Annotated in this window: 32 protein-coding genes; 22 read left to right on the top strand and 10 right to left on the bottom strand. The window is 36.2% G+C overall.

The features are described 5' to 3' along the window. Positions 1-46: 46 nt before the first annotated feature. Both JOC54_RS13180 and JOC54_RS13175 read left to right on the top strand, forming a co-directional pair. Positions 47-964 (top strand): DoxX-like family protein, encoded by a 918-nt coding sequence (locus tag JOC54_RS13180; protein WP_204466687.1) that lies wholly within the window; start codon positions 47-49, stop codon positions 962-964. Then, positions 961-1650, top strand: a complete 690-nt coding sequence (locus JOC54_RS13175) for a DUF4166 domain-containing protein (RefSeq protein ID WP_204466686.1) — start codon at positions 961-963, stop codon at positions 1648-1650. The genes JOC54_RS13180 and JOC54_RS13175 overlap by 4 nt, the downstream gene beginning before the upstream one ends. A gap of 123 nt (positions 1651-1773) precedes the next feature. On the opposite strand, the gene JOC54_RS13170 is transcribed toward JOC54_RS13175, so the two are convergent. Then, the gene (locus JOC54_RS13170) at positions 1774-2349 is read right to left on the bottom strand and encodes a hypothetical protein (RefSeq protein WP_204466685.1); all 576 of its coding nucleotides are present in this window, start codon (positions 2347-2349) and stop codon (positions 1774-1776) included. Positions 2350-2659: 310 nt separating this feature from the next. On the opposite strand from JOC54_RS13170, the gene JOC54_RS13165 reads away from it, so the two are divergent. The 3 genes from JOC54_RS13165 to JOC54_RS13155 all read left to right on the top strand — a co-directional run bounded on the left by JOC54_RS13165 (position 2660) and on the right by JOC54_RS13155 (position 3548). Then, positions 2660-2860 carry a hypothetical protein gene (locus JOC54_RS13165; RefSeq protein ID WP_204466684.1) on the top strand — a complete coding sequence of 67 codons (201 nt, stop codon included), beginning with the start codon at positions 2660-2662 and terminating at the stop codon, positions 2858-2860. Positions 2861-2873: 13 nt separating this feature from the next. Then, complete coding sequence (locus tag JOC54_RS13160; RefSeq protein ID WP_204466683.1) at positions 2874-3065, top strand: hypothetical protein; 192 nt, start codon at positions 2874-2876, stop codon at positions 3063-3065. Between the two features lie 75 nt (positions 3066-3140). Then, on the top strand, positions 3141-3548 hold the full coding sequence (locus tag JOC54_RS13155; RefSeq protein ID WP_204466682.1) for a hypothetical protein: 408 nt from the start codon (positions 3141-3143) through the stop codon (positions 3546-3548). 205 nt (positions 3549-3753) lie between these two features. On the opposite strand, the gene JOC54_RS13150 is transcribed toward JOC54_RS13155, so the two are convergent. Together JOC54_RS13150 and JOC54_RS13145 are read right to left on the bottom strand one after the other, a co-directional pair. Continuing rightward, on the bottom strand, positions 3754-4071 hold the full coding sequence (locus JOC54_RS13150) for a helix-turn-helix domain-containing protein (protein WP_204466681.1): 318 nt from the start codon (positions 4069-4071) through the stop codon (positions 3754-3756). Continuing rightward, positions 4043-4423, bottom strand: a complete 381-nt coding sequence (locus tag JOC54_RS13145; protein ID WP_204466680.1) for a type II toxin-antitoxin system RelE/ParE family toxin — start codon at positions 4421-4423, stop codon at positions 4043-4045. Before JOC54_RS13145 ends, JOC54_RS13150 begins: the two co-directional genes overlap by 29 nt. A gap of 333 nt (positions 4424-4756) precedes the next feature. Here JOC54_RS13145 and JOC54_RS13140 point away from each other — a divergent pair, with 333 nt between their 5' ends. Then, positions 4757-5152: a hypothetical protein gene (locus JOC54_RS13140; RefSeq protein WP_204466679.1), complete on the top strand. Its 396-nt coding sequence runs from the start codon at positions 4757-4759 to the stop codon at positions 5150-5152. A 107-nt stretch (positions 5153-5259) separates the two neighbouring features. Here the strand turns inward: JOC54_RS13140 and JOC54_RS13135 are convergent, their stop codons facing one another. The 3 genes from JOC54_RS13135 to JOC54_RS13130 are packed head-to-tail and all read right to left on the bottom strand — an operon-like array spanning position 5260 to position 5976. Beyond that, positions 5260-5553 carry a helix-turn-helix transcriptional regulator gene (locus JOC54_RS13135; RefSeq protein ID WP_204466678.1) on the bottom strand — a complete coding sequence of 98 codons (294 nt, stop codon included), beginning with the start codon at positions 5551-5553 and terminating at the stop codon, positions 5260-5262. A gap of 41 nt (positions 5554-5594) precedes the next feature. Continuing rightward, positions 5595-5723, bottom strand: coding sequence for a hypothetical protein (locus JOC54_RS23235; RefSeq protein WP_275582711.1), 129 nt, complete (start codon positions 5721-5723; stop codon positions 5595-5597). Positions 5724-5730: 7 nt separating this feature from the next. Then, entirely contained in the window at positions 5731-5976 is a 246-nt protein-coding gene (locus tag JOC54_RS13130; RefSeq protein WP_204466677.1) for an AbrB/MazE/SpoVT family DNA-binding domain-containing protein, read from the bottom strand. A 148-nt stretch (positions 5977-6124) separates the two neighbouring features. On the opposite strand from JOC54_RS13130, the gene JOC54_RS13125 reads away from it, so the two are divergent. The 3 genes from JOC54_RS13125 to JOC54_RS13115 all read left to right on the top strand — a co-directional run bounded on the left by JOC54_RS13125 (position 6125) and on the right by JOC54_RS13115 (position 7565). Beyond that, entirely contained in the window at positions 6125-6517 is a 393-nt protein-coding gene (locus JOC54_RS13125; protein ID WP_204466676.1) for a hypothetical protein, read from the top strand. Between the two features lie 301 nt (positions 6518-6818). After that, complete coding sequence (locus JOC54_RS13120) at positions 6819-7298, top strand: GNAT family N-acetyltransferase (RefSeq protein WP_204466675.1); 480 nt, start codon at positions 6819-6821, stop codon at positions 7296-7298. A gap of 51 nt (positions 7299-7349) precedes the next feature. Next, the gene (locus tag JOC54_RS13115; protein ID WP_204466674.1) at positions 7350-7565 is read left to right on the top strand and encodes a VOC family protein; all 216 of its coding nucleotides are present in this window, start codon (positions 7350-7352) and stop codon (positions 7563-7565) included. A gap of 412 nt (positions 7566-7977) precedes the next feature. On the opposite strand, the gene JOC54_RS13110 is transcribed toward JOC54_RS13115, so the two are convergent. Beyond that, positions 7978-8700 (bottom strand): alpha/beta fold hydrolase, encoded by a 723-nt coding sequence (locus JOC54_RS13110; protein WP_239586717.1) that lies wholly within the window; start codon positions 8698-8700, stop codon positions 7978-7980. 161 nt (positions 8701-8861) lie between these two features. Between JOC54_RS13110 and JOC54_RS13105 the strand changes: the two genes are divergently transcribed. Beyond that, positions 8862-9278 carry a hypothetical protein gene (locus JOC54_RS13105; protein ID WP_054794361.1) on the top strand — a complete coding sequence of 139 codons (417 nt, stop codon included), beginning with the start codon at positions 8862-8864 and terminating at the stop codon, positions 9276-9278. A gap of 82 nt (positions 9279-9360) precedes the next feature. After that, positions 9361-9984, top strand: coding sequence for a YIP1 family protein (locus tag JOC54_RS13100; protein ID WP_204466673.1), 624 nt, complete (start codon positions 9361-9363; stop codon positions 9982-9984). 28 nt (positions 9985-10012) lie between these two features. Here the strand turns inward: JOC54_RS13100 and JOC54_RS13095 are convergent, their stop codons facing one another. The 3 genes from JOC54_RS13095 to JOC54_RS13085 all read right to left on the bottom strand — a co-directional run bounded on the left by JOC54_RS13095 (position 10013) and on the right by JOC54_RS13085 (position 12808). Beyond that, positions 10013-11107, bottom strand: coding sequence for a hypothetical protein (locus JOC54_RS13095; RefSeq protein ID WP_204466672.1), 1095 nt, complete (start codon positions 11105-11107; stop codon positions 10013-10015). A gap of 249 nt (positions 11108-11356) precedes the next feature. Beyond that, the gene (locus JOC54_RS13090) at positions 11357-11917 is read right to left on the bottom strand and encodes a hypothetical protein (RefSeq protein ID WP_204466671.1); all 561 of its coding nucleotides are present in this window, start codon (positions 11915-11917) and stop codon (positions 11357-11359) included. 441 nt (positions 11918-12358) lie between these two features. After that, the gene (locus JOC54_RS13085) at positions 12359-12808 is read right to left on the bottom strand and encodes a DinB family protein (protein WP_204466670.1); all 450 of its coding nucleotides are present in this window, start codon (positions 12806-12808) and stop codon (positions 12359-12361) included. A 604-nt stretch (positions 12809-13412) separates the two neighbouring features. Between JOC54_RS13085 and galU the strand changes: the two genes are divergently transcribed. The 11 genes from galU (at position 13413) to rfbA (ending at position 26187) form a co-directional block, all read left to right on the top strand. Beyond that, positions 13413-14297, top strand: coding sequence for a UTP--glucose-1-phosphate uridylyltransferase GalU (gene galU / locus JOC54_RS13080; RefSeq protein ID WP_054794355.1), 885 nt, complete (start codon positions 13413-13415; stop codon positions 14295-14297). A gap of 20 nt (positions 14298-14317) precedes the next feature. Beyond that, complete coding sequence (locus JOC54_RS13075; RefSeq protein ID WP_204466669.1) at positions 14318-16138, top strand: polysaccharide biosynthesis protein; 1821 nt, start codon at positions 14318-14320, stop codon at positions 16136-16138. 25 nt (positions 16139-16163) lie between these two features. Beyond that, a complete protein-coding gene (locus JOC54_RS13070; protein ID WP_204466668.1) occupies positions 16164-16799 on the top strand; it encodes a sugar transferase in 636 nt (211 codons plus the stop codon). After that, on the top strand, positions 16800-17666 hold the full coding sequence (locus JOC54_RS13065; protein ID WP_204466667.1) for an NAD-dependent epimerase/dehydratase family protein: 867 nt from the start codon (positions 16800-16802) through the stop codon (positions 17664-17666). Positions 17667-17668: 2 nt separating this feature from the next. Further along, positions 17669-18805: a glycosyltransferase gene (locus tag JOC54_RS13060; RefSeq protein ID WP_204466666.1), complete on the top strand. Its 1137-nt coding sequence runs from the start codon at positions 17669-17671 to the stop codon at positions 18803-18805. A 34-nt stretch (positions 18806-18839) separates the two neighbouring features. Then, entirely contained in the window at positions 18840-20039 is a 1200-nt protein-coding gene (locus tag JOC54_RS13055; RefSeq protein WP_204466665.1) for an asparagine synthase-related protein, read from the top strand. 23 nt (positions 20040-20062) lie between these two features. Further along, positions 20063-21151, top strand: coding sequence for a glycosyltransferase family 4 protein (locus JOC54_RS13050; protein WP_204466664.1), 1089 nt, complete (start codon positions 20063-20065; stop codon positions 21149-21151). Positions 21152-21262: 111 nt separating this feature from the next. Continuing rightward, the gene (locus JOC54_RS13045) at positions 21263-22651 is read left to right on the top strand and encodes an O-antigen polymerase (protein WP_204466663.1); all 1389 of its coding nucleotides are present in this window, start codon (positions 21263-21265) and stop codon (positions 22649-22651) included. 26 nt (positions 22652-22677) lie between these two features. Beyond that, positions 22678-23862 carry a glycosyltransferase gene (locus JOC54_RS13040; RefSeq protein WP_204466662.1) on the top strand — a complete coding sequence of 395 codons (1185 nt, stop codon included), beginning with the start codon at positions 22678-22680 and terminating at the stop codon, positions 23860-23862. Positions 23863-23915: 53 nt separating this feature from the next. Beyond that, complete coding sequence (locus JOC54_RS13035) at positions 23916-25211, top strand: lipopolysaccharide biosynthesis protein (protein WP_204466661.1); 1296 nt, start codon at positions 23916-23918, stop codon at positions 25209-25211. Positions 25212-25305: 94 nt separating this feature from the next. Beyond that, positions 25306-26187, top strand: coding sequence for a glucose-1-phosphate thymidylyltransferase RfbA (gene rfbA / locus JOC54_RS13030; RefSeq protein WP_204466660.1), 882 nt, complete (start codon positions 25306-25308; stop codon positions 26185-26187). Positions 26188-26195 lie beyond the last annotated feature (8 nt).

Genomic DNA, 26195 nt, shown 5'->3' with positions numbered 1-26195 from the left:
TGTTATGATACTAGTAAGACTATTTAGAGAATAGGAGCGACCGCGGATGAGTAAATCGAAACCGATCTATGTAGAAACGTTTATCAAAAGCGAGCTTGATACGGTTTGGATGTATACACAAGAACCCGACCTCCATCAACAGTGGGACTTGCGATTCTCAGACATTACATATATTCCAAAAGAAGAGCCAGATGCACCGCAGCAGTTCACCTACCAAACAAATATCGGTTTTGGTCTGAAGATTAAAGGCGCAGGTGAGAGTGTAGGCGAGCACGTGAAGAAAAACGAAAAGCTCTCATCCTTGAAGTTCTGGGCAGATCACCCGCTCTCTTTAATTGATAACGGCGGAGGCTACTGGAAATACATTGAACACGACGGGGGTGTCCAGTTTATGACCCAGTACAATTACCAAACAAAGTGGGGACCAGTTGGCAGAATAATCGATCTGATTTTTAAACCGCTGATGGGCTGGGCGACGGCCTGGAGCTTTGATGCGCTCCGCTTATGGCTTGAAAAAGGCATCCCGCCTGCGCTTTCGGTTTCGCGTAGCCTTATTTTCCTGCTTTGTTCCTTTGTGCTCGCATTTACATGGGTCTACCAAGGCCTTGTTCCGAAGCTATTATTCCAAGACTCAGGCGAACTCGCACTGTTCATGGCAACGGGCTGGTTTCAAGGAAATGAGTCGTTGATTTTATACATACTTGGCAGCGCTCAAGTGTTAGTTGGAATAGGCTTTCTCTTCTGGAGCGATAGACGTTGGCTCCATTACCTAAGTATCGTCGCCTTACTCGGGTTAGGTATCGGTTCCCTCATCCAAACAACATCGATCTATGCAGCGCCGTTTAACCCAGCAACCTTAACGATTGCAATGGTTGCCTTATCGCTTATCATCCTACTCAATCGGAAAGATTTGCCGTTCGCTTCAAACTGCAAACGGACGAAAGATGGAAGGGGCAGAGGATGAAGTCGATTTACGAGCAAGCGATTGGGGCCGATTTTCAATCCTTGCACCCGAAGCTACAGCAGAAGTTTTCGTTAACCTCTCAGCAGCACACCATGGCGCGCTCGGTCGGCGTGATGGACCGGATATGGGGCGGGGCTTTCTTTATGAAACCCGTCTTACAGCTACTCACAAAAAAACATCTGACCTTCAAAGAGCGAGGCGAGAACATTCCTTTTGTTTTAGAAAAAGTCGCGTACCAGAATCAAGCCGGTGTCGAGTGTTTTGCTTGGATACGAACCTTTCAATTTGCAAAGAAGAAGCGCCATTTCGATGCGACGATGATGTACGATGCAAAGACGAATCAGATTGTTGATTACTTAGGCATCGATCAAGACGTCATCTCAACGATTGATTACACCGTTTTAGACAACGGAGGCATTCAGCTGACGTCCAATCGACTCATGATTCTATTTCGCGGACGATGGATTCAGCTTCCTAAATGGCTCGATGGAACAGCGGATGTAAGGGAATGGTACGATGAAAATCACGATACCTTCCGCATTCGGGTGGAAGTGTCCAATCCTTTTTTCGGAACGATATTCGGTTATGAAGGATCGTTTGTGACGGAATTCCTTCCAATTGATCAGGTGCCGAAAACGGCATTGCTGTGGAGGGGGCGGGTTGGGGGTGAATGGTCCTTTTCCTAAAAGGCATGCTGGATGAAGAACGGTGAATCTTTAATGAAATAGCTGTATGAGGTGGAGTTGGGTGTTATTTGTTAAGAGAGCCTACTATTAATGGAGGCTCTCAATAAGGGTTTATGCTGGGTTTTATTCAAGAGCATTTCCCTTACTCTCAATCGTATTTAAGAAAGCGAGTAATTCAGTTTCTAAATCGGCTGTTAGCTGATCAGTTAGAATATTAATCTCAATAAGAAAGAATTCATCTTCATTCAAGTCTTTAAACAGCATGATGTCGGTATATGTTGCATCAGGTCGCTTGTAAACACCAAAATCATTTAAGTTTGGAATAGGTTGAGTATCTATCTCGGTATAATCATACGAAGTAAAGTACTCATAATGGTCTAGGTCTTGCATTCTATTCGTAAAAGAACTATGTTCAAAGCGATTAATAATAATAGTTATATCCTTTTCATCATTAGTAATGATCGATGCATGGGGTATGCTTGGATTTTCTTCACTATTTAATTCATAATCTTCTCCAAACTGAAAAGTGAAATCTTGATCTGTATTAATTTGATGTGTAGGAACTTCTTTTGTACCATTCTCATAAGGAACTTCAACGACATTTCTCTGCGATTGCTGGCTTTTTGAGTTTTCTGAAGTGCAGGCTGAGAATAAAACAGTTGAAACGAATACGGACGCTATTGTTGCTACAGTTTTCATTAGTAACCCTCCTTCTAAACAACTACTTTATAGATAGCGGTTAAAGATGCTGTCACTTCATTCGTTCTACTAAAAGGTCTTACTAACCGATTTCTATGAACACACTCTGCAATATACATTAGTAAATGGAATCGAGTCTTTTATACTAACAGATTAGTAGACCATCCATTATAAAGTAACATTTCTAATAAAGTTTGTTCATACTTAGCTACACAAGATTCTAGTCGCTACTTCGCGTCTTTCTCCTACATTCAAGTTTTGGCACATTCTTCAGGGGTATGGGTAATAAAGCAAAAGTTGGAGTGATCGCATGAAATACAGTCGTTGGTTGTTTGCTTTAGCCGCTTTTACGATTGCCATGCTTATAGGTTTTGTCATTAATTATTTGATGTATGGCGGTGATTACAACGTTAGCGAACGGTGGCCCTCCCATGTCGCTATCTCATTGTCTTTCGCGCTAATCATTACCTTTGTTAGTCCTGCAATACAAAATTGCAAAAAAAATGAATGAAGGAGGATATACCGTGTATCGTTTTAACAAATGGATTGATGCACTAATTTTAGCTAGTATTGGTGGTGGCGTTTATTTAACAATGTCTATTATTTTCGATGATCATGTAAAGTGGATCAACGCCCTTGTGATAGCAACCGCTTTATTTCTAACCTGGGGGTTCCTTATTCCGTATATTCGGAGTAAGCGGACTGCTAAGAAGTGATACGTCTAGGAGGGGTGTTACTTGCTTCTTAATAGTTTTCGTTAGCGCATGTTAGTTCAAAAGGAGCTGACTAACATGCGCTATGTCTTTAGGGTAGGCTTTGTGATCTTAGCTTTATTATTAACCGTCACAATACCTGCTGGAGCAGAAGAAACGTGGGAAAAGTACTCCGATAACTCTCATAAGTCATTTATGAGTGCCGATGATTTTTATGAGAAGGTTGTCGATAAGAATGACTACAAAGAGACTCTAGATGCTAAATTAAACGTAAGAGAAAAGACGACTTTCAAAAAAATGACGAATGCATATAAGAAATTCGACATCCCTGTTGAATATGGTGGAGTTGGCGTCCACCCCGATAGACAAATGTATGTATTCGCGACAACTTCAAAAGACGGTAAATCAAGGTTAACGGCACATTACGACGCTGAAAAAGAGATGATGATGGGTAAAACAACTACACCTAGCAACGCGATGGATTAGAAGAAGTTTAATGATAAAGGAATTATAATGTGTTCCTGTGAAGCGAAGTAGCATGCGTTTACGAATTGTAAGGAGACTGAATATAGATTCAGATAAAAGTGGTGGTATGATCAATAGTAAACTTAATGAAATGACATTAAATAACAAAAACACACAGCTGATCTTGGGAGATCGCTGCGTGTTTTTAGATTAAAATGTACATCAATTAAGCTAAAGTTGCCGCTTGCTCATCATAAGCTTTATTACTACCTGAAATAATTGTTTCAACGGTAACTCCTAAAGCCTTAGCTATTTCACTCAATGTTCTAATGGTTACATTATGGTTAGCCTGTTCAATCCTTGAGATGACAGATTGTTTAGTATGAACAGCTTTTGCAAGGTCTGTTTGAGTAAATCCCTTTTCTTTTCTTAGTTTAATAATATTGTGAGCGATAATAAACTCAAGCTCTAATCGATCGTATTCAGCGCGATATTCAGGGCTACTTTCGTATTTTTTATTCGCTCTCTTTTTGAAGTAATCCATATATCTCATCCTTTCTTTTTTTGAAATCCTCACGATATGCTTTAGCTCGCTTTATTTCCTTTGGTGGTGTTTTTTGAGTTTTCTTTGTAAAACCATGCAACAGTATAAGTTCGTTTCCTTCGAAGTGAAATAAAGTAACTCTAAAAATATTGCTTGAGTGAGCTATCCTTATTTCCCATATCCCATCATCTAGATGACGAATATACGGCATGCCAGTTCGTGTTCCATTTTTACGAATCAAATTGAAAACATGATCTACTTTAGCTTGTTCTTTGTCTTTCAGTGTGTCAATATAATCGACTACGGGTTTCGACTTATTTGGCTTAACGTAGGGAGTTAGACTCCAGCTCATTTCTTGATTCTCCATACTTCCATTATAGCTTAAAAGTGATATTTATAAAAGTATAGTGTATATGTGATATTTTATGTTTTATTTTGTTATTGGTCACTCTAATTAAAAAAATCGTATTTAAATAGTATTGCACGAACAAATAGTCTTAAACAAGAACTGCTGTTTTGAGTGGATAGATATTGTGTTTTATCAAAGAAACCGATTATATTAACAGTGGAAATTACATGGCGTGCATCAATACCTGGTTAAAATGTCTCTGTTTATAAAAAGAACCCTTATCTTACATAATACCTTGACCGTTGCAGCATGTTATGTGAAAAGGAGCTGACTAACATGCGCAATGTCTTTAGGGTAGGCTTTATGATTTTAGCTTTATTATTAACCGTCACAACACATGCAGGAGCAGAAGAAAAGTGGGAGAAGTACCCCGATAACTCTCATAAATCATTTATGAGTGCCGATGATTTTTATGAGAAGGTCGTCGATAAAAATGACTACAAAGAGTTTCCAGATGCTAAATTAAACGTAAGAGAAAAGACGACTTTCAAAAACATTACGGATACGTATAAAAAGTTCAACATCCCTGTTGGATCTGGGGGAGAAGGCGCCCATCCCGATAGACAAGTATATGTATTCGCGACAATTTCTAAAGATGGTGAATCTATGATAACGGCACATTACGACGCTGAAAAAGAGATGTTGTCTGGTAGTACAAGCAGTAATAATTAAAAGAACCTTTTTCTTAAGAGAGAGTTGGAATAAAGCAAAAAAGACCGTGGTGAATATTCCACGGTCTGTTTGTTACAGTGTTACCAATTCATAATGAGTTGGTCGATTTACCCGTTGATTAAAAAACCATTGTCATTCTTGTCAGTAATCATGACTCCTAGTGATTTGAATATCTTTTCATATGTCTTAATGGAAACACCGTTATCGCCCGCTTCAACACAATGTATTGTTTTTGTTGATACACCAGATAAATCAGCTAGTTCTTTCTGTGTCATTCCATTATCTAATCTGGAGCTAAAAATGGCATTTGCAAAAACATTTGAGAGTGAATCGGTTTTTCTTATGGTGGTTTCTGAGGAATGTTCACTTAATTCTTTCCCTAATTGATTTAAATCTTTCATGTTTCATCCCTCCTAGAGTTAATTAGACTCCAAAATATTTTTCAGGATTCGCTAGTGCTTGACTCAAGCATTGCCGGGTCTTTCACTCTAATCTTTTCACCTGGTGTTTGTCTTATAACTAACAAAGCATTAGTGGCGATTGCTGGTTCTGCTGTTAAAAACGTAGTCATTCACAATTCATCTCTTAGATAAGTTAAGAAGCGCTTCATCGTATTCACCAATCGTGTCATTTACCATTTTCAAAAAGTCCTTTGTCACTCCGTCGATTTGAATGTTCTCATGCTTTTTAAAGGTGACAGAACCGTCTTCTCCAAGAAATAGATCAATTGTATCGCCTTTCTTTGCGTTGAGGTGCGCTAAAACGTCTTTATCTAGCGTAATTCCGTTCGTATTTCCTACTGTTATAATTTTTCTCTGCTTCATGTTTTTTGTCACCACACCCATTTGTTATCTATCAACCTTTTAGTATATGTTCGTAAGGTATAATGTTCTATATAACGTTTCATTTGTTAGAACCATTTTAACGTTTATAATTTTTAATTACTACTCTAAAACTTAAAGGATGATCCAAATGCGCATTGAATACCCGCGCCCATTATTCTATGCATCTACTAAAAAACGACAAGTGCTAGTGAATGAGGACGATGCAGGGGAACTATATCGATGGTATCCACCGAACGAGAAACGCAATAACAGAGATGCTGTAAAAAATGTGTATCTATCAGTCAAGTCAACGGAGACAACCTTTACAATTGAACAAAAATCTGTGGGGTTTTTAAAAGAACAAGATTGGCTAGTTACTGAGAATGAAAGAGAAATTGGGGAAATAACAGTTCCCAACAGCTTAAATTCGATTGAGCATCGATTAAATGGTAGGTTGAATGTTCAAGACGCGAGCATTTACATAGAGATAAAAGCAGAGAAATTGCGAAAAAGGAGCCATATTCATAAATGGTGTTGCTGAAGGGGAAACGTATCTAGAAGGTGGCTTTCTAGGGTTCAATAAAAGTATAGTCATTGATACATTCAGTGAAACAAAACTGAATGCTTTACTACTCACAGCACTCGTTCATACCTATTGGTGCTCGATGAGATCAGGTTGATTTTGGATTTTAATTGGAGTGAAATGAACTCACGTAATCTTCAGGGGTTAGCTATTGTTGCCTTGAGTTCTATTATCACTAAACAAAGCTCTAAATAGAACGAGACCTTTACATAATGAGATTCGTAGATATAATCAATGACAACATATGGCGGTGATCAACTTGATTAGCTTTAAACAACTTGATTGGGACAATCTTGAAGAATGTCTTAGTCTCGAAGTAAATGAAGACCAAAAAAAGTATGTAGCGAGCAATATGTACAGCTTGGCTCAATCTTATGTCGCTTTGTTAAACGATAAATTGCCAGCGATGACATATGCAATCTATCATGATGTGACAATGGTTGGGTTTATTATGATGTATCACGATACGGCTGAGGAAAATGAGTATGGTGACGAAGAGGCGTATGGGATTCTACGATTCATGATCGATAGAAAGTATCAAGGTAAGGGACTAGGGAAAAAAGCATTTGAAAAAGCTTTAGACTATTTGAAGTGCTACCCACAGGGAGATGCTCAAGCAATCTATATTTCATATGACCCTGCAAACACAATCGCAGATCAGCTTTATAAACAGTATGGATTTAAAGGAATTGGCAAAACAGATGAAGATGGTGATAGTGTTGTGAAGTTGGATCTTTAAACACATAGAGCATTATTCTAATTACAATCCCACAATAAAAGAGGTGCTCCCATGTTCACAATGCTAGAAGCGATCCCGCGTTTACCCGTCAGCAATATTCAAGCTAGCTGCGCTTTCTATAAGGAGAAGTTAGGGTTTGAGGTCATCTATAGCGAAGAAGGCTATGCGAGATTGACGTGTGACAAAATCGAGCTGCATTTATTCAAATGGTCTGAAACAAACGGAATAACAGAGCTCGTCGCCGAAAGCTGCCGGATTCGTGTCTGAGGAGTGAATGCCCTCTATAAGCAATGCAAAGCACTGAATCTGGTTCATCCAAATGGCGCACTCACCCAACAACCATGGGGCGAGACGGACTTTACGATCATTGACCTGGACAACAATGCGATCGACTTCTATGAATAGATTCTATGAGAAAAGAAAAGCCTGAGACAAATCGATGAGATTTACTTAAAACTCGAACACTGATACAAATTCGCTCCAGGAGAATCCCTCGCTTTCCATGGGCACGGCCTCAGCCCTTGTCGTGGAAATATCACCACGACAAAGTCTTCAGACTCGTGTTGTCCCATTGGAGTCTCGGGTTCTCCTTACGCTAATTAAGATGAAAAGTGAGACCGTTCGTCTCTTAAATAGCTTTATATACTTTTGTCCCCGCCGCTTCTTTTCCACACAGATCTCATTCATCACCCCTACCAAGCAGAAACCCCAGCAGCTTCTCCCGCAACGCTCCCGCCCGATCCAACCAAGCATAATGCGACGCTCCGGCAATCTCCCCATACGCTGCCCGCGGCATCAAACAGGCAAGTTGCTGAATTGGCCAAGTGGGGCGAATGTCTTTTTCTGCCGTGAGGAAAAACGTCTCAACCTGCGACTGACTGAGGCGCGAGAGTAGCTCCGGTTCCTTAATGTAACCCCGCCACGAATCAATTAGTGCGCGGTGCACTTCCTTGTTAACCGGATAAGCAAATGCAGGCACCACTTCCGCCTCGCGCTCTTTTCCCTGCGTGTACGCCGCTTTCCAGTCGCGGTCGTTTTGAATGCCCGTCCCGGCAAGCGAGACAAACTTCTGCACGGACTTGGGGTACTCCAGCGCATACGCAAGACCGAGGTCCGCACCCCAAGAATGCCCGACTACAAGCCACTGCTCATAGCCATAAGCCTTGCGTAGTGCTTCAATATCAGCAAGCGCCTCAATCAAGCCATAGCCCGAATTCCTGTCCGAGCGCCCGCACCCACGAGGATCGAAGCGAATGACTCGTAAATCTCTTTCAAGTAGCTGAGCAACGGGCTCCAAGTAATCGCTCATACCAGGTCCGCCGCTAATGAGGAGGACGGGTTCTCCGGCGCCGGTCGCGGTCGTCCACATACGTCCCTTTTCCGTCTCAATAAATCGTTCCATCACTCAATCCCCTTTCTAATTCTAAACAATTTCTAAAATCGCGCCTGAAGCAATTGATCTTTGTTTAGTTTTACATAAAATAGAAGAAAGGAACAGCGCGGTGCGAAATGGGGGTCGCCCAACCAGATTCCATTTAAATAGGAAGAGAGTGGTGTGAAGAGATGAGAACAGTCATTCAAAGTATGGCTCGGACACTTGTTAGCATGCTTGCAACATTTGGATTACTCTATCTCGGTTGGAGTCTATACTTGCTCCTAATTCAAGCAGGATGGGGCGACCTCTTTAACGCCTATACTTACATTTTCATGTACGGGGGCTGGCCGATTATTGCGGGTTCAATTGTTGGTGAACTGCTTTATCTCGTTGCGAAAGGAATGCAGCGGGGAACGGGCTATGTGCTCTATGCGCTTGTCGGCTTATTAACCGGGTTTACGTATTTCTCCCTAATCGGCTTTAACATCATTCATTTTATTGGAAATGAACCGCATATCGTCTTGCTCATTAGCTTATTTAGCGTGGTGTGCGCTTCGTTTTTCTTCTGGGTCCGTTTGGGGCTGGATCGGCGCGGCTGGTTTTAACAGGAAAACATCTCCTAAGGGAGGTGTTTTTTCACGTTTAAACGGAAGCCTTAACAGGAATTGGAAAGTAGAGGTGATTGGATTGAAGACGTTTTTTAAAGTGTGGATTGACCCGAGAGGAGTTGTCCGGTCTAAGATTGGCGATGAGCACGACGAGCAGCCAATGGCGAAGTATATTGTGCTTACGTTCTTATTAGGTGTGCTACTGCTTACCGGTCAGAATGAAATTCAATTAGGGCGCAATTTGGGCCAAGAGATTTTACTGATCGTCTTTATTGCGCTATTTATTGGTATCCTTACCCTGTACGCCATGCCGCCACTTATTAAATTGATTGGCCGCTTGGTTAGTGGAAAGGGGTCAACGGAAGCGGTGCGAATTGCGATTGTCTATACGCAGACTATACCAACGATTGTGATCAATGCCCTTGCTGTTATCGGGGTCGCTACATTAGGTTCCCAATTTATTGATTTTCGCAATGGATTTGACGGTACCTTACCTGCATTACCAGAACCGCTGGCCGTCATCGCTTTATTAATTGCCATCCTAATCGCGGTACTATCGATTTGGCAAATTGTCATTGCCTTACACGGATTTGGAGAAGCGCTGGGAATCTCTGCTTTGGGGGCATTGTTGATGAATATTATCCTCGGCTTTATACTCACTGGACTCATTCTTTTAATTGTACCGTTTCTCTTACTTATTTAAAAAAGCATGGAGCCACGCGCTCCATGCTTTACTGAATGATCTCGATCGCATACACTTCCATAGTCGACGCCTGCAGGTAGATCGTATGGTCAACAACGAAAGAGGCAATCGCCCCCTCAAACAGCGGCAAGCTGTCTTTAGCTTTTGTATCGTATAGGTAGAGCACGTGATCATCAAGAACAAGCAGACGCTCTGAATCGATCCAGCCAACCGACTGAGTCCGTTGAAACTGCGCAACTTCTCCTGTTGGTAAATAGAGGCGGGTGGCACCACTAGCCGCTGTCTCATCAACAATGACATACTCCCCATATTCATTCAGATCAAGCAAGGCAATCTCCGTGATCTCAAGCGCCGAATCAAGTGCCTCCCATTGAATTTGCTCATCTGTGCCCGCCGTCAAGTAACTAAGCGCATGCCGCTCCGGGCTATACGTTAGCATCTTGCCGTCATGTGTCGCAAACGCAGGTGACGTACCTCTCCAAAAAGAATGCTGCTCATTCGAACGAGACGAAGGGAGCGCCGCCGCTTCCGTATCGTACGTATCAGGATCTTCAGTAGAGCCATAGGTCACGTAAAGAATCCCATTATGGTAATCAAGTGAGTCAATGTCTTCAACATCCGGTAAAGTCATTGCTGTAGCTTGTTTTCCCATCTCCTCGAGGTAGACGTAACGAACAACTTCCGAATTTGACCGATCCTGATGCACAGAATACAGCACATACGAATCATCCTGAGCAAAAGCCGCCGCTCCGACCCCGTCATCAATGGAAAGCGCCTCCTCTGTTGTACGATCATAGAAGTACAGATGCTCATTCTCACCAAGAAAGAGTAAATCACCATCCATCGCGTCGATTAACTTACCGCTTGTGTCGCCAATTCGCGTGTTCTCAATCAACTCCGGCTCCCCGAAAGCATACGCGTTCTTAATCGAATCCCCTTCAACATGGGAATCTTCCTCACTCGCATCAGCCAAGACGCTATTCGCGATGGAACTACCGCCTGAACTCTCCGATTGTGCGGCCTGCTCCTTATTTATATGAAAAAAAGTAAACGAAAAAATCGCAATACCCATCACTAAGAGTGCACCTAGCCATCTCAAATTATGCTTTGAAGAAGCTCCCACGCCGCCACCTCCTGAAGTCACCCCTAGTATAACGGAAAAGATGTGACTTTTGTTGGTTATAATTCGAAAATTTAAATTAATTATTAGCTGAGCCCATTTCAAAAGTCTTTTATCAAAAACGGATATAAAAATAGAGGGTTTGCGGCATAAAACGTTAATAAGCCTAATGATAAGAAATGACAAATACCCTACCGCTGCTAATTACAGAAGTGGGGCATTGTTATTGTAATGATGTATTATTTACAATTTTTATTTATAAGTTTGATGTATGGATATAGTAGTATATACCTTTTTAATGTTGGATAGCTTAGCTTTGTTTTTGATCATTTGATTAGCTAATCTTCCATCTACAGTTAGAAAATTCAATTCTAACTCATTTGCAATTGCTGCATTACTAGCGTCTGCGGAACCTAATTCTTTGTAAAGGCTTATTTGTTTTAGTGTTGAATCCTTGTTACCATCTACTACAATAAGAACCTCTGCTTCAATTAAATCTTTTATACCATTTACTGTACAATCTATAACTTTTTGAGGATTAATAATATTCAGATTTTTACGCGGGTGCTTTTTAACATAATTATCAAAAGGTTTACCTGCTAAAAAAGTTACTTCATTTAAAATTAGAGGGTTTAGGAACAAGAAGATTGATTTATCATTTTCGCCCAAAATATGATCTTCAAATAGGTTGGATACAGTTTTATGCCAAGCGTCATATTTATTGTTTAACGCCAGTAAAATTCCTGTATCCAACAATATTCTTTCTTTATCTTCAAACCCAGTAAAGTTAGAATTAAAATAAATCTTTATCATATTTCCAAGAATCTCTAACCTTGTTAAAATCAATCTCGGACGAATTTTTGCCTATAAATTTCTTTAGTAAAGCTTTTTTCTTGCTATCTAAAGGGTTAAACTGTTTCGACACCAACGTGTTCATATCATTTTCCCCCTTGTTGCCCATAACACACCACCTTTTATACATAGTAGTTATATTATGCGCATAGTAGTATAACTTTACCACAAAATTCAATAAATCTAAAACAAAAAACCAAGCAAATTATTTGAATAATTTGTTTGAATTCTTTTCTTGTTGAAACAACAAAAAGCATTTGACTGATAAGACAAAAAGAGATAATGATTAGAGGTTAGATACAATATCATTTTATTTCTCATGTTTGAGCAATGGTTTTAACTGTTGAAATGTGCATAGCCAACAATCCTCACTCAAAAAACCACCTAGAAAAAATCCGATGCTTATTGACTAAGCTTCTCGCGTATCTGCGGCAGGTGCTCCTCGTCATGATGAACGAAGATCTTCGCAAAGCTGTCGGCAGAGAACTTACGCTTGCCCTTGCCAATTGTAAAGCGGGCACTCGGATCAACCGCTTCTAAACGATTCATTAACAAGATCCTCGTCTCCACAAACAGATCAACCAAATCATAGACAGACTTGTCCTCAAGACGCGCAAGCCCCTCCCGATTATGGCTGTCATGGTCAGGGAACTCCGGCAAGCTCGCACCATCCTCCATTAATGGCACCATCTCATTGGCATTAAACAAATCCCAGTTATACAAGTGGGCGATGATCTCGCGAATTGACCACTTTCCTTCCGCAATTGGTCCCGTCAATAACGATTCAACGTACGTATCTAGCTGCTTCACTTCAGCAATCATTGGCTCCAGATTATTTATTGACAATTCCATCAACTCCTTCTTCAATTAGTGTACCGTAGCACAGAAGAAAAGGGAACGTATATTCTTAAAAAGGGAGAACTGAACGAATGTCCTATTAATCACTAAATGGAGGGAATCCCAACCAAATATGAAAAACTAAGCCAAAAATACTAGTCTACAAGATTCGACAAAATCCACATACGTCTATATGTTAAAATCTTATTTCAATCGCGTTAATTCTTTAAATTCCGTAGCTCAATCTAAAAGAATATGATACATTATGAATATCGCTTTCAAAGATTAATAGAAGTTTGTCACCTTTTCGTATAAAAAGCCGTTTTATCTTTTTTCGCTTGGGTAAAAATACATAAATTATTTAACTTTTTAAACACTGGTCATGCCTTCAACACCATTATCAATGGAGGTACTCGGCTATGCTAAGGGGAATCCTTAGGCGCTGGTCGCCAATAGCATGGCGTGAGGGGAGGTTAAATGCCTCAGGTCAAATGACCTAAAATAACAACTGTTTTTCAAAAAAACAGTTAGAAGAGCGCTTACATTTTTCTGTAAGGATTATTCTAACTGTTTTTTATATGTGCATTAATCTAAAAGAACTAAATGGGGGATTTTAAAAATGTCGAAAATAAAAAAAGCAATTATTCCAGCAGCAGGATTAGGCACTCGTTTCTTACCAGCAACAAAAGCAATGCCAAAAGAAATGCTTCCAATCGTCGATAAACCAACGATTCAATACATAATAGAAGAAGCGATTGAGGCAGGAATTGAAGACATTATAATCGTTACGGGTAAAGGTAAGCGAGCGATTGAAGATCATTTTGATCACTCGGTTGAGCTTGAGCAAAACCTTTTTAACAAAGGAAAAATTGATGTACTTGAAAAAGTGCAGGCCTCATCTAAAGTCGAAATTCACTACATTAGACAAAAAGAACCAAAAGGACTTGGACACGCCGTCTGGTGCGCACGTAAATTCATCGGCAACGAGCCGTTTGCCGTTCTTCTTGGTGATGATATTGTACAGGCAGACACACCGTGCTTAAAACAGCTAATGAATCAATATGATCAAATTGAACGTTCAGTAATTGGGGTTCAGTCAGTACCGGATAATGAGACACACCGCTACGGGATCATTGACCCTGAATCACAAAACGACCGCCTGTATGGTGTATCGCGCTTTGTTGAAAAACCAGCACAAGGAACTGCACCATCGAATCTAGCGATTATGGGTCGCTACATCTTAACACCGGAAATCTTTGAGTTTCTTGAAAAGCAAGAAACAGGAGCAGGCGGAGAAATTCAATTAACGGATGCCATTCAGTCATTAAATGCTGAGCAAAATGTATTTGCGTATGACTTTGAAGGCAAGCGCTATGACGTTGGGGAAAAGCTTGGGTTTGTCTTAACACAGCTAGAGTTCGCATTGCAAAATGATGAACTGAAGGATGCTTTGGTGGAGAAGATGCAGGAGTATGTTGGGAAATATGCGACAGTAAATAAATAGACAAGGGGAGATTGTGTTTTATGACATTAAAGCAACGGCTATTATCACTAATTTTAATTGATTCGGCAATTGTTCTATTTTCTATTTATATCTGTAGCTTAATCTTAACCGCAGGAAACTCACCAGTAACAGAAGTCATAGTTACAAGCTCAATTGTTCTTCTCCTTGTTCATCATGTTTGTGCCTATCGTTTTAGACTTTATAAGAGAGCGTGGGAGTATGCGAGCATTACAGAATTAAAAGCCATTGTGTACGCAGTGACCATTTCAGTTGCAGCAGCTGGGTTAACGCAATTGATCTTTTTTCAAGATTTTTACGCACGAACGTTGATCATGACATGGATGATGCATGTTCTTCTAATCGGTGGCTCAAGGATGTCATGGCGTGTCTATAAAGACGCCTATATGACAAAGAAAAAAGACGGTAAAAGAACGCTGATTGTTGGAGCAGGCTCTGCAGGCACAATGATCGCTAGACAGCTTAAGCAAGATATGGATACAACTCTTCAGCCAGTTGGATTTGTTGATGATAATTTCACAAAACATGGTTTAGAAATGATTGATTTAACCGTATTTGGTGGAACGAGGGATCTTCAGGAAATAGTAGAAGACCAAAGAGTTGAACATATCATTATTGCGATACCATCCTTAAATAAGATTGACATGAATCGTATAGTGAAACTATGTACAGACACTAAAATTAAGACGCAAATTCTACCTAGAATGGAAGACTTGGTTTTAGGCTCTGTTCAAGTGAGTCAGTTCAAAGATGTAGAAGTAGAAGATTTACTCGGACGTGAACCTGTTGAACTTGATGTAAATGGAATTGCAGAGTATATAACCGGAGAAACAATCCTTGTAACAGGAGCAGGTGGATCAATTGGATCTGAAATTTGTCGACAAGTAGCTCGATTCTCACCGAAAGAAATCATTTTACTTGGCCATGGTGAAAATAGCATTTATTCGATTGAAATGGAGCTTCGTCGTAACTTACCAGATTTAAATATTGATACGGAAATTGCAGATGTTCAGGATAAAGAGAAAATTCAAGCAATCATGTTTAAAAGACAACCCCATGTTATTTTTCATGCGGCAGCGCACAAGCATGTTCCACTAATGGAACGCAATCCAGAAGAAGCGGTGAAGAATAACGTCATCGGGACTCGAAACGTAGCAGAAGCGGCCAATATTGCAGGCGTAAATACGTTCGTAATGATTTCCACTGATAAAGCTGTTAACCCAACTAGCGTAATGGGTGCAACTAAGCGAATTGCGGAAATGATTGTTCAGCATATGGACATGATTAGCGAAACTCGCTTTGTGGCAGTACGTTTTGGGAATGTATTGGGAAGTCGTGGAAGTGTTATCCCTTTGTTCAAAGACCAAATTAAAAATGGTGGACCGCTTACGGTGACTCATCCAGATATGGTTCGTTACTTTATGACGATTCCAGAAGCTTCTCGTCTAGTCTTACAAGCTGGATCACTCGCAGAAGGCGGAGAAGTATTTGTTCTTGATATGGGTGAACCGGTTAAAATTGTCGATCTAGCTAAAAATCTAATTCGTCTAAGTGGATATACGGAAGAAGAGATCCCAATTCAGTTCTCTGGGATGAGACCTGGTGAGAAGATGTTTGAAGAATTGCTTGGAAAAGATGAAGTTCATAGTGAACAAGTCTACCCGATGATTTATAGAGGGAAAACGCCGGAAGTAGACATTAATCTTACTTATCAACTAATAGGTAAACTTGAAAGCAAATCAGCGGATGAACTACGAAAACGATTATTAGATATTGCTAACTTTAGAATAGGTAAATTAAAAGTATTAGATGCAGTAAAATAAAAGCTTATTAGGTCGGTGTACAAATATGTATCTAAAAATAAAAAGAGTTGCTGACTTTTTATTATCCATTATAGGGTTTATTATCTTATCGCCATTGTTTCTAGTTTTAACAATTGCTATTAAACTGGAGTCCAAAGGTCCGATTTTATTCAAACAAAAACGAATAGCTATTCACAAAGAATATTTTTATATTTATAAGTTCCGAACAATGCGTATTGATACACCAAAAGATACGCCTACACATTTACTTGAAAATCCAGACCAATATATTACAAAGGTCGGTAAATTTCTGCGTAAAACATCTTTAGATGAATTGCCACAGATCTTCAACATTATTGCAGGAAAAATGAGTATTATCGGACCACGACCAGCTCTATGGAATCAATACGATTTAATTGCTGAAAGAGACAAGTACGATGCAAATGATGTACCACCGGGGTTAACAGGTTGGGCGCAAATTAATGGTAGAGACGAATTGCCAATTCCCATCAAAGCAAAGCTAGACGGTGAATATGTAGAAAAGATAGGCGTTGTGATGGATGTTAAGTGTTTTTTTGGCACCATTGTTAGCGTTATAAAGAAAGACGGCGTTGTTGAAGGGAAAGTAGAACAACTCTATAAAGAAGAGGAAGAAAAACAGCGACAAAAGGAGTCTTCCTAAATGACAAAGCGTATCTTAATAACCGGTAAATCTAGCTATATTGGGAATAAGTTTATCGAATGGATAGAAGAAAGTAATGAAGATTTTCATATTGATACAATAAGTGTAAGAGATAATAGTTGGAAAGAAATGAATTTCGCTCGTTATGATACAATTTTACATTTAGCTGGTATTGCACATGTTTCAAAAGATCCAAATATGGAAGAGCTCTATTATGCTGTTAATCGAGACTTAACAATTAGTCTTGCAGAAAAAGCAAAAAAAGACGGTGTGAAACAATTTATCTTTATGAGCAGTATTATTGTCTATGGTGATGGAGTTGGAGCTGATGGATTGATTACCGAAAAGACCATTCCAAAACCACGTGATTTTTATGGGAACAGCAAGCTTCAAGCTGAAGATGGAATAAGACCATTTAGTGATGATTCTTTTAATGTTGCCATTATACGACCACCGATGATATATGGAAAAGGATCTAAGGGGAATTATCCTAAGTTAGCAAGATTGGCGCTTAAATTACCATTATTCCCTGACTATGAAAATCAAAGAAGTATGATTTATATTGATAACTTAAGTAACTTTATTAAGATGATAATTTGTGAAGAGGAAAATGGTTTATTCTTTCCTCAAAATGAAGAGTTTGTAAAAACTAGCAATATGGTAAAGGTAATTTGTGAAATGCATAATAATAAGATTAAGTTTACACGCATATGTAATCCACTAATAAAGTTTATTGCGAGTAGGATTATTTATATAAATAAAATATTTGGTAATTTAAAATATAGTTACGAGTTGAGTGAGTATAAATTAAAGTATCAAATTATAGACTTCAAGGAATCTATAAAGTCAACAGAGATTGGGGAATGATGATGAAAGTAGTAGTAGTGAATTGTTTTGATACCTATGGAGAAAGGGTGGGGTTGATAAAAGAGTTTTTTGAGAATAAGAGCTTTCAAGTTACTGTTTTACAATCAAATTTTAGTCACTTTAATAAAGAGTATCTAAATAAAGAAGAAATAAATTATCAATATATACATACTACAAAATACAATAGCAATTTATCATATGCTAGATTAAAATCACATTACAATTTTGCTGAAAACTCGTATAAAGTTATTGAACAAATTAAACCAGATATCCTTTATGTTGTTATACCGCCAAATTCATTAGCTAGAATAGCTAAGAAGTATAAAATGAAGTACAAGAATACAAAGATAATATTCGATATAATTGACCTTTGGCCAGAAACACTACCCGTTAATAAAATTAAGGGACTGCCTCCTTTTACTACTTGGAGAAAATTAAGAGATAACAATATAAAATATGCAGATTTAATAATCACAGAATGTAATTTATATAGGAAAGCACTCGGTAAATTATTGGAGCAATCAAAAGTAGAAACCATTTATTTGGCAAAAAAAGAAATTGATATTAAAAGCTCACCTAGATTAAGTGAAGAAGAAATTCATTTAAGTTATCTTGGTTCAATTAACAATATAATAGATATAAAAAAAATTAAAGATATGATTTATGAGATAAATAAATTGAAGCCTGTTACTTTACATATCATTGGTGATGGTGAAAGTAAAAATTTATTTATAAAAGAGATTGAAAAAACAGGATCAAAAGTGATATTTTACGGAAAAGTTTATAATAACAAAATTAAACAGGAAATTTTTGATCAATGTCATTATGGCTTAAATATCATGAAAGAGAGTGTCTGTGTAGGACTAACTATGAAATCTATAGATTATTTTCAGATGGGTTTACCTATTTTAAATAATATCCAGGAGGACACTGAATATATTGTGTCGGAACACGATATTGGTTTCAACGTAACAGATGGAAACTTTAAAAAATTAGCGGAGTTAGTAAATTCTACAAGTGTTAAAGATAATCTTGCTATGCGAAAAAATACTTATAAAACATTTTTTGAATTATTTTCTGTTAATGCCTTTGGTGAAAAATTAGAAAATGCCTATACTGCTATGGGGATTCAAAATTAGCCTTGGCAAAAATGATGTGGAGTGATTGATATCAATGGATTTAAATTTGAACTCATTTTTAAAATTAGGATATTATCTTGATTATAAAGAAAATAGGTATAATTTTGATTTTTCTAATGTAGACCAGAAGAGATATAATAATTTTAATGAAGAAGAGCTAATAAAAATTGGATCTGGAAAATTAACTGACGCTATAAGTGAAAACTTTAAAGAGAATGAATTGAATGTTGTCCCAATAAGTGGGGGGTTAGATAGTAGAGCAATCTTGGCAGCATTATTAGAATTCACCGATAGTCAAAACATTGAAACATATACATTCGGTACTCCTGGGACATTAGATTTTGAAATAGGAAAGCAAGTTGGAAGGAAACTTGGAACAAAACACACGGAGTTTTCCTTGAAAGATTATAAATATGTTCTAACTGATTTATTAGATATATCTAAACGGATTAATCAGCAAACAATCTTGTTCCATCACCCACCTATACATTACATTGATAAGTTATATGGTGGTGGTAAATTATGGATGGGTAGTTTTGCAGGGCCTATTTCTGGAGGTTCAATTAGAAATAAGCCCTTTAAAAACATGATTGATGCAAAAAAACATTTTATTAAAAAGAATACTTACTCAAAATCTGTAGATCTCTGTAATGTTAATGAGGAGATGTTTTATGATTCAATTGATTATAATGAAAAGAACATAAATAATCTGGAGTTTGAAGAAAATCTAGATTTTTATAATAGACAATTAAAATTTATTGTTCCACATGTTTTGATGAAAGGTTTTAATTATGGAGTACCATTTATTAATAAAGAATGGGTAGATTTTATTATGAGTGTTGATTCTAAGTATCGGTATAATCAATACTTATATAAAAAGATACTTTTATATACTTTTCCTAAAGCATTTGCTATTAGAACAAAAAATAATCATGGTCTTTCGATTAAAGCTAAACCAATTCAAGTATTAAGTAAAAGAATTACTAATAAATTCTTTTCAAATATATCTCAGCATACTAACTATATTGATTTTAATGAAGCGATAAATAAAAGAGATGATTTAAGAGAAATTATTTATGAAAATGTGATGGATTTAAAAAATAGAAACATAGTTAATTGGGTTGATATTGAGGGTATTTGGAAAGCTCATAATCGTAAAGAAGCTAAAAATGCAGATGCTTTAGTTATACTTGCTTCATTGGAAATTCACATTAAATCAAAAGAACTTAATTGAGTAGTATAGAAGGGAATAGTAAGGTGAGAATAGTATATCTTTCAAGTTCAGTAATTCCATCTGAAACTGCAAATAGTATAAATGTTATGAAAATGTCTCAAGCATTTGCAAGTAATGGAAACGATGTAGTTTTAGTAGGTATAAAAGGTTCTATAAATGCAGATCCATTCGATTACTACGGTGTTAAGAAAAATTTCAAACTAAAACTATCTTCAAATTCACCACCTAAACTAATTAATATAATAAGTAGAATTATTACTTCTTTTAAAAATGTCAATGGAGCAGATATAATCTATAGTAGATGGGCTTTAATTACTCTATTAGTTAGTGTAACGACTAAGAAAAAAATTATTTTTGAACATCATCATCTTCCTAACAATTGGGTTAATATTATTTTCGAGAAATATATAATACAATCAAAAAAAATTATAAAGCATGTATTTATCACTGAGGCTTTAAAAAAAGATTATATAGAGAAATATAACGGGTTATTAAATAAAAATTTATTAGTTTTACCGGATGGAGCACAATCAATTGAAACAGCACAAGTAGGTCCAAGCTTTAAGAAGAGTTTAGAATGTGTTTATGTAGGAAGTTTTTATCCTGGAAAAGGGATAGAGGTTGTAATGGAACTAGCTAAAAGAATGCCCAATAACAGATTCCATGTTGTTGGAGGGAATGTTAAAGAAGTTAAGAAGTTTAAAAAAATAAATGCAAACGAGAATATAGTTTGGTATGGTTATTTACCGAATGGACAAGCTATGGAAGTTTTAATGAAAGGTGATATTGCATTATTACCTAATCAAAAGGAAGTACTTATAGGCAAAAATAAGACTAATATAGGGAAATGGACATCACCAATGAAGCTATTTGAATATATGTCATTAGGTAAAGCTATTGTAGCTTCTGATATACCAGTAATTCAAGAAATTTTAATTGATAAAAAAAATGCTGTTCTTGCTTCTCCTGATAATATTGATCATTGGATAGAATCTATTAGATTGCTTGAAGGTGACAGAGATTTATTAAAATTTATTTCAATTAATGCAAAAAAAGATCTAGAGTATAAGTACAGTTGGACTACTAGAGCTAAAAGAGTTATTGAAGAATGATTTTAAAGTAGATATATTTGCTAAATGGAAAGTATTTTCTGGATTCCATTTTGAATAATTATGTCTATTTATATTTCTTTTATGCGTAAGAAGTTAAAAGGAGTAATTAATTTGAAGATTATCTATGGGAAGTTAGCTATTAGTCTGTTTTTAACGTTATTGGTTATTCTAATATTGCTATTTTTATACGGGAATACAATTACAATTACTGGATTCGTTTTAGTTATTGCTCTAGCTATAGTGATATTACCATTATTTTATGTAAAAGATTTATTTCATCCTTTTGTTCTTCTTACTCTATCAACAGGATTAGTCTTGATTAATTTTATTGACCACAATATTAATGGAGAAGCTTTGCGATATTCCATTGGTTTCTCACACGAGTATATAGATTATGCAGTAAGGTATTCCTTAATCATTTTTATTGTCTGGTACATAGCTTTCTATTTAGGCTTTTTTATTAACGGCAAAACTAAGAAAACTAACTCGCAAAGTTTTATAAAAGCTTTACATAGGCCGAAATTGGTTGCATTTTGTTTAATTGTTACTTCAATGTTAGGTTTTTTTGCAATTATAAACATACTTGGTGGAGTTAGTTCAATGTTAAATGCTATGGTTGATACAACAAGGAATTACGCTGGGTTAGGGTATTTTAGAAGTATTGTTTCTTTAGGAGGTATAGCTGCATTAGTATTACTGTATGCAGGTAAATTAAAAATTTCAATAATAGTTTTATTGATAACTTGTGTAATGTTAAGTGCATTTGGTGGTAGGGGAGCAATAGTTCTAGGAACTCTTCTTCCTTTTTTAATGGTTTACAATTATAAAATTAAAAAAATTAGTCCAGTGTTACTTATTTGCTTTGCTTTTTTAGCTTTTATATTTGTTTTAATTTGGGAACAAATGAGACGTTATGGAAGAATTAATTTATCTGACATTCCAAAAGAGAATATCCTAACCTCAGTTGCGGGAAATACAAGAATGGCTGATATATTACCATCACTCGTAGGAAATGTATTGCAAGGCAATATTGATTTCTTGTGGGGGAAACCGTTGATTAATATTATCTATTCGCCCATACCACGAAGTCTCTGGGAGGGAAAGCCTGAAATAATTGATGAAACCGTATTAATTGGATCTCTACTTCTAGGAGAATCAGACTTCTATGGTTTACCAGCGGGGCCATATGGGTGGGCATTTTTGAATTTTGGTTGGTTTGGTGTGATAATAATGGGCCTTCTCACAGGTTTGATAGTAAGTAAAGTTTATAATATGTTCATTATGTCAAGAGACAGTAGTAAAGAGAGCTTTGTTGGCGTTATTCTTTACGTATTAATTATAAGACAGTTGTTTAATTTATTTGCAACTTCTGCACAAATAAATATCATCTGGATTTTATTAATTTTTGTTATAATTTATTCTATAGACTTAGTATCTAGAGATGTTTTTAGTAAAGGTTATAAGCTTCAATTCAATTCAAAATCTATTTATAAATACTGACGAAAAGTTTAAGAGGTGCATTGGATATGCAGTTAATGTTCACTGTAGATAATTATTTCTACGAAGATGTAAATGGAAATATTTTTTCAAAAGGTTTATACCCATACTCTGTTTGGGAACGTTATCTTAAAATTTTTGATGAGATTGTTGTTGTAGCGAGAGTAATCAAATTAGATGAACATGAAAAGATTGATAGCTTAAACCTTTCTAGTGGCACTAATGTTTCTTTTGTAGGAATTCCTTCGTTAAATAATCCAATAAAAAAAGTTGTTAATTATAAAGAAGCAAAGAATAGAATAACAGCTAATATAAAAGAGTGTAACTGTTTAATTGCTAGGATACCAAGTGAGATAAGTTCTCTTGCAATCAAAGTTGCAAAAAGAAATGAGGTTCCATGGGCAATTGAAGTTGTCAGTTGTACATGGGACGCATACTGGAACCATGGAAGTTTAAAAGGAAAGTTATATGCTCCTTATGCGACTTTAAAAACTAAAAATGAAGCTAAATCTGCAAGATATGCATTATACGTAACTGAAAATTTCTTACAAAGCAGATATAGATCCTTAGGAAAAACTATAAATTGCTCAAATGTAGAAATAGAGAAACCCGATGAAAAAATTATTGAGGAAAAGGTTAAAATCTTAAAAGAGAATAAAATAATAAAGATAGGTTTTATTGGTTATTTAGGGACTGATATTAAAGGAATGGATACTGCACTTCGAGCGTTGTCATCAGTGAAAAAATTAAATGCTAATTTTGAATTTCACGTTTTGGGTGGCGGAGACACCACAAAATGGGTTGCTTTAGCAAAGAAGTTGGATTTAACTGAAAAAGTAAAATTTTACGGAAGTATACCAACTGGAAAGCCAGTTATTAACTGGATAGACCAATTAGATATATATATACACCCAAGTAGACAAGAAGGTCTACCAAGGGCAGTTATCGAAGCCATGAGCAGGGGATGCCCAGTGATTGCTTCTAACGTAGGAGGTATTCCTGAATTAATAAATGGTGAATGTCTACATGAACCAAATGACCACGAAAAATTAGCAGATAATATAATAAGGTTGTTAGAAGATGGTAATCTTAGAGCTACTTTGGCCAAGAATAATTTTGAAGCAGGAAAATTATATTCAAAAGATATATTGAATCAGAAGAGAACTTTCTTTTGGAATGATTTTAAAAGTTATAGTGAAACATTCGGAAAATAAAATTGATATATGATTCTAACATCCGAAAAAATGATTATTAAGAGGACAACTCTATGAACTTTAGAATAAAAGACTTATTAAATGAAGATATTATTAAAAAATTAATCAAAAATGTAGCAACGTTATTCAGTGGGAATATTATTGCACAAGTATTAGGTCTTATTACATTAGCGCTCACTACCCAATTATTGGGTGCTGAGCTTTTCGGTGTTCTAATAGTAATTCAAACATATACGATTATTATGGATAAATTAGTAAATTTTCAGTCTTGGCAAGCTCTTATAAAGTTTGGAACTGAGGCTCAAAGAGACGGAAATGATAATGAATTTAAAGGGTTAATAAAGTTTAGCACATTACTAGATGCAGTAAGTGCTCTAATTGCAACTTTGTTAGCTATACTACTAATTTATTGGTTAGCCCCATTAATCAATTTAAACGAAGAATATATATATATGTGCATGATATATTGTTTAAGTATTTTGTTTCATCTATCTGGGGCACCGACAGCAATTTTACGTATGTATGATAAGTTTAAACTGATAGCAACTATCCAAGTGATAGTTGCTATGTTAAAATTCGTTACTATATTTGCTTTATATTTATTAGAAATAAACAATTTCTCTGTTGTGTTAGTTGCTTGGGTGTTAAGTGAAGTGATTTCTCACTTACTATTATTAACTTGTGGACACTACGTTCTCTATAAGAACAATATAAATAAATGGTGGTTGAAAAAAACAACAAGACCAAAAGAGTTCTTCTCTTTTACATGCTGGACAAATCTCTCTACAACAGTCAATTTACCAGTTAAGCAATTTGATATTCTAATTGTATCATGGATTATTTCTATGGAAGGGGTAGCGGTATATAAAATCTTTAAGCAGGTTGCTCAAATATGTAATAAGATTTCAGACCCAGTTTACCAAGTAATATTTCCTCAACTAGTTAAAATGGTATCAGATAATAAATTAAATTTAGCTTTAAAATACGTAAAAAAAGTAGCCTTTATTTTAGCATTAATAACTATTCCTATTGCTGTTGTTATTAGCTTATTCTCACCATATTGGTTGAATTGGATTTTTGGAGAAATATATGCAGATGCTTGGATTGTATTAGCCTTATATTTGGGGATTGAAGTAGTTTCACAAAGCTTAATAGGCGTGCATCCTTTATTTATAGCTCTAGGTTACGTAAAAAAGAATTTAATGATTATGTTGATAACAAATATTTCCTATTTGCCCTTGGTTTTTTACTTAGGAAGCTCATTTGGCTTATTAGGAGTAGTAATTGCGTATGGAATTCAAATATTATTGGTAATCCTAATAAAATTTTATGTAATTCTAAAAAGCTAATAAGAGTTTAAAATATAGTTTTTCTAGATTAATTCTTATTTATATATTTAAAGGGAGAAACATTAAATTAATTATAAAATTTGGAGGGATTTGTGTGAAAGGAATAATTTTAGCTGGTGGTAGTGGAACGAGACTATATCCAATAACACGCTCTGTCTCAAAACAATTACTACCTGTATATGATAAACCAATGGTTTATTATCCCCTCTCAATTCTAATGCTAGCGGGAATTAAAGATATTTTAATTATATCTACTCCAGAGGACACACCAAAATTCAGACAATTATTAGGTACTGGTGAAGAATTGGGGTTAAACTTGAAATATGAAGTTCAAAAAAAACCAGAAGGTTTAGCGCAGGCTTTTATAATTGGAGAAAAATTTATAAATAATGATAATGTGGCACTTATTTTGGGTGATAATATATTTCATGGACATGGCTTTTCTGAAATTCTACGGAGGACTGCTCTCAGAAAGACCGGTGCTACAATTTTTGGATATAATGTCAAAGATCCAGAACGGTTTGGCGTCGTCGAATTTAATGAAGATGGAAAAGCTATTTCCATTAATGAGAAACCAGATAAACCAAAATCAAGTTATGCTGTTACAGGTTTATATTTTTATGACAATAGAGTAGTGGATATAGCGAAGAATATAAAGCCTTCTAAAAGAGGTGAGTTGGAAATAACTGATATAAATAGTGTTTATCTAGAACAATATAACGATTTACATGTTGAACTATTAGGAAGAGGATTTGCGTGGTTAGACACAGGTACTCATGAATCGTTATTAGAAGCTTCTAATTACATAGAAACAGTTGAAAAAAGACAAAGTTTAAAAGTCGCATGTTTAGAAGAAATAGCTTATAGAATGGGTTATATTACAAAGCAACAATTAATAAAGTTGGCTCTACCGTTTATAAAAAATGAATACGGAAAGTATCTTCTAAAACTTGTAAATCATGAAGAATTAAAATAGAGGAGTTT

Source organism: Shouchella xiaoxiensis, assembly GCF_016907895.1.
GTDB classification, from domain to species: Bacteria; Bacillota; Bacilli; order Bacillales; family Bacillaceae_D; genus Shouchella; species Shouchella xiaoxiensis.
Note: the sequence above shows the minus strand (reverse complement) of the source record. Positions and strands in the feature narration are given on the sequence as shown.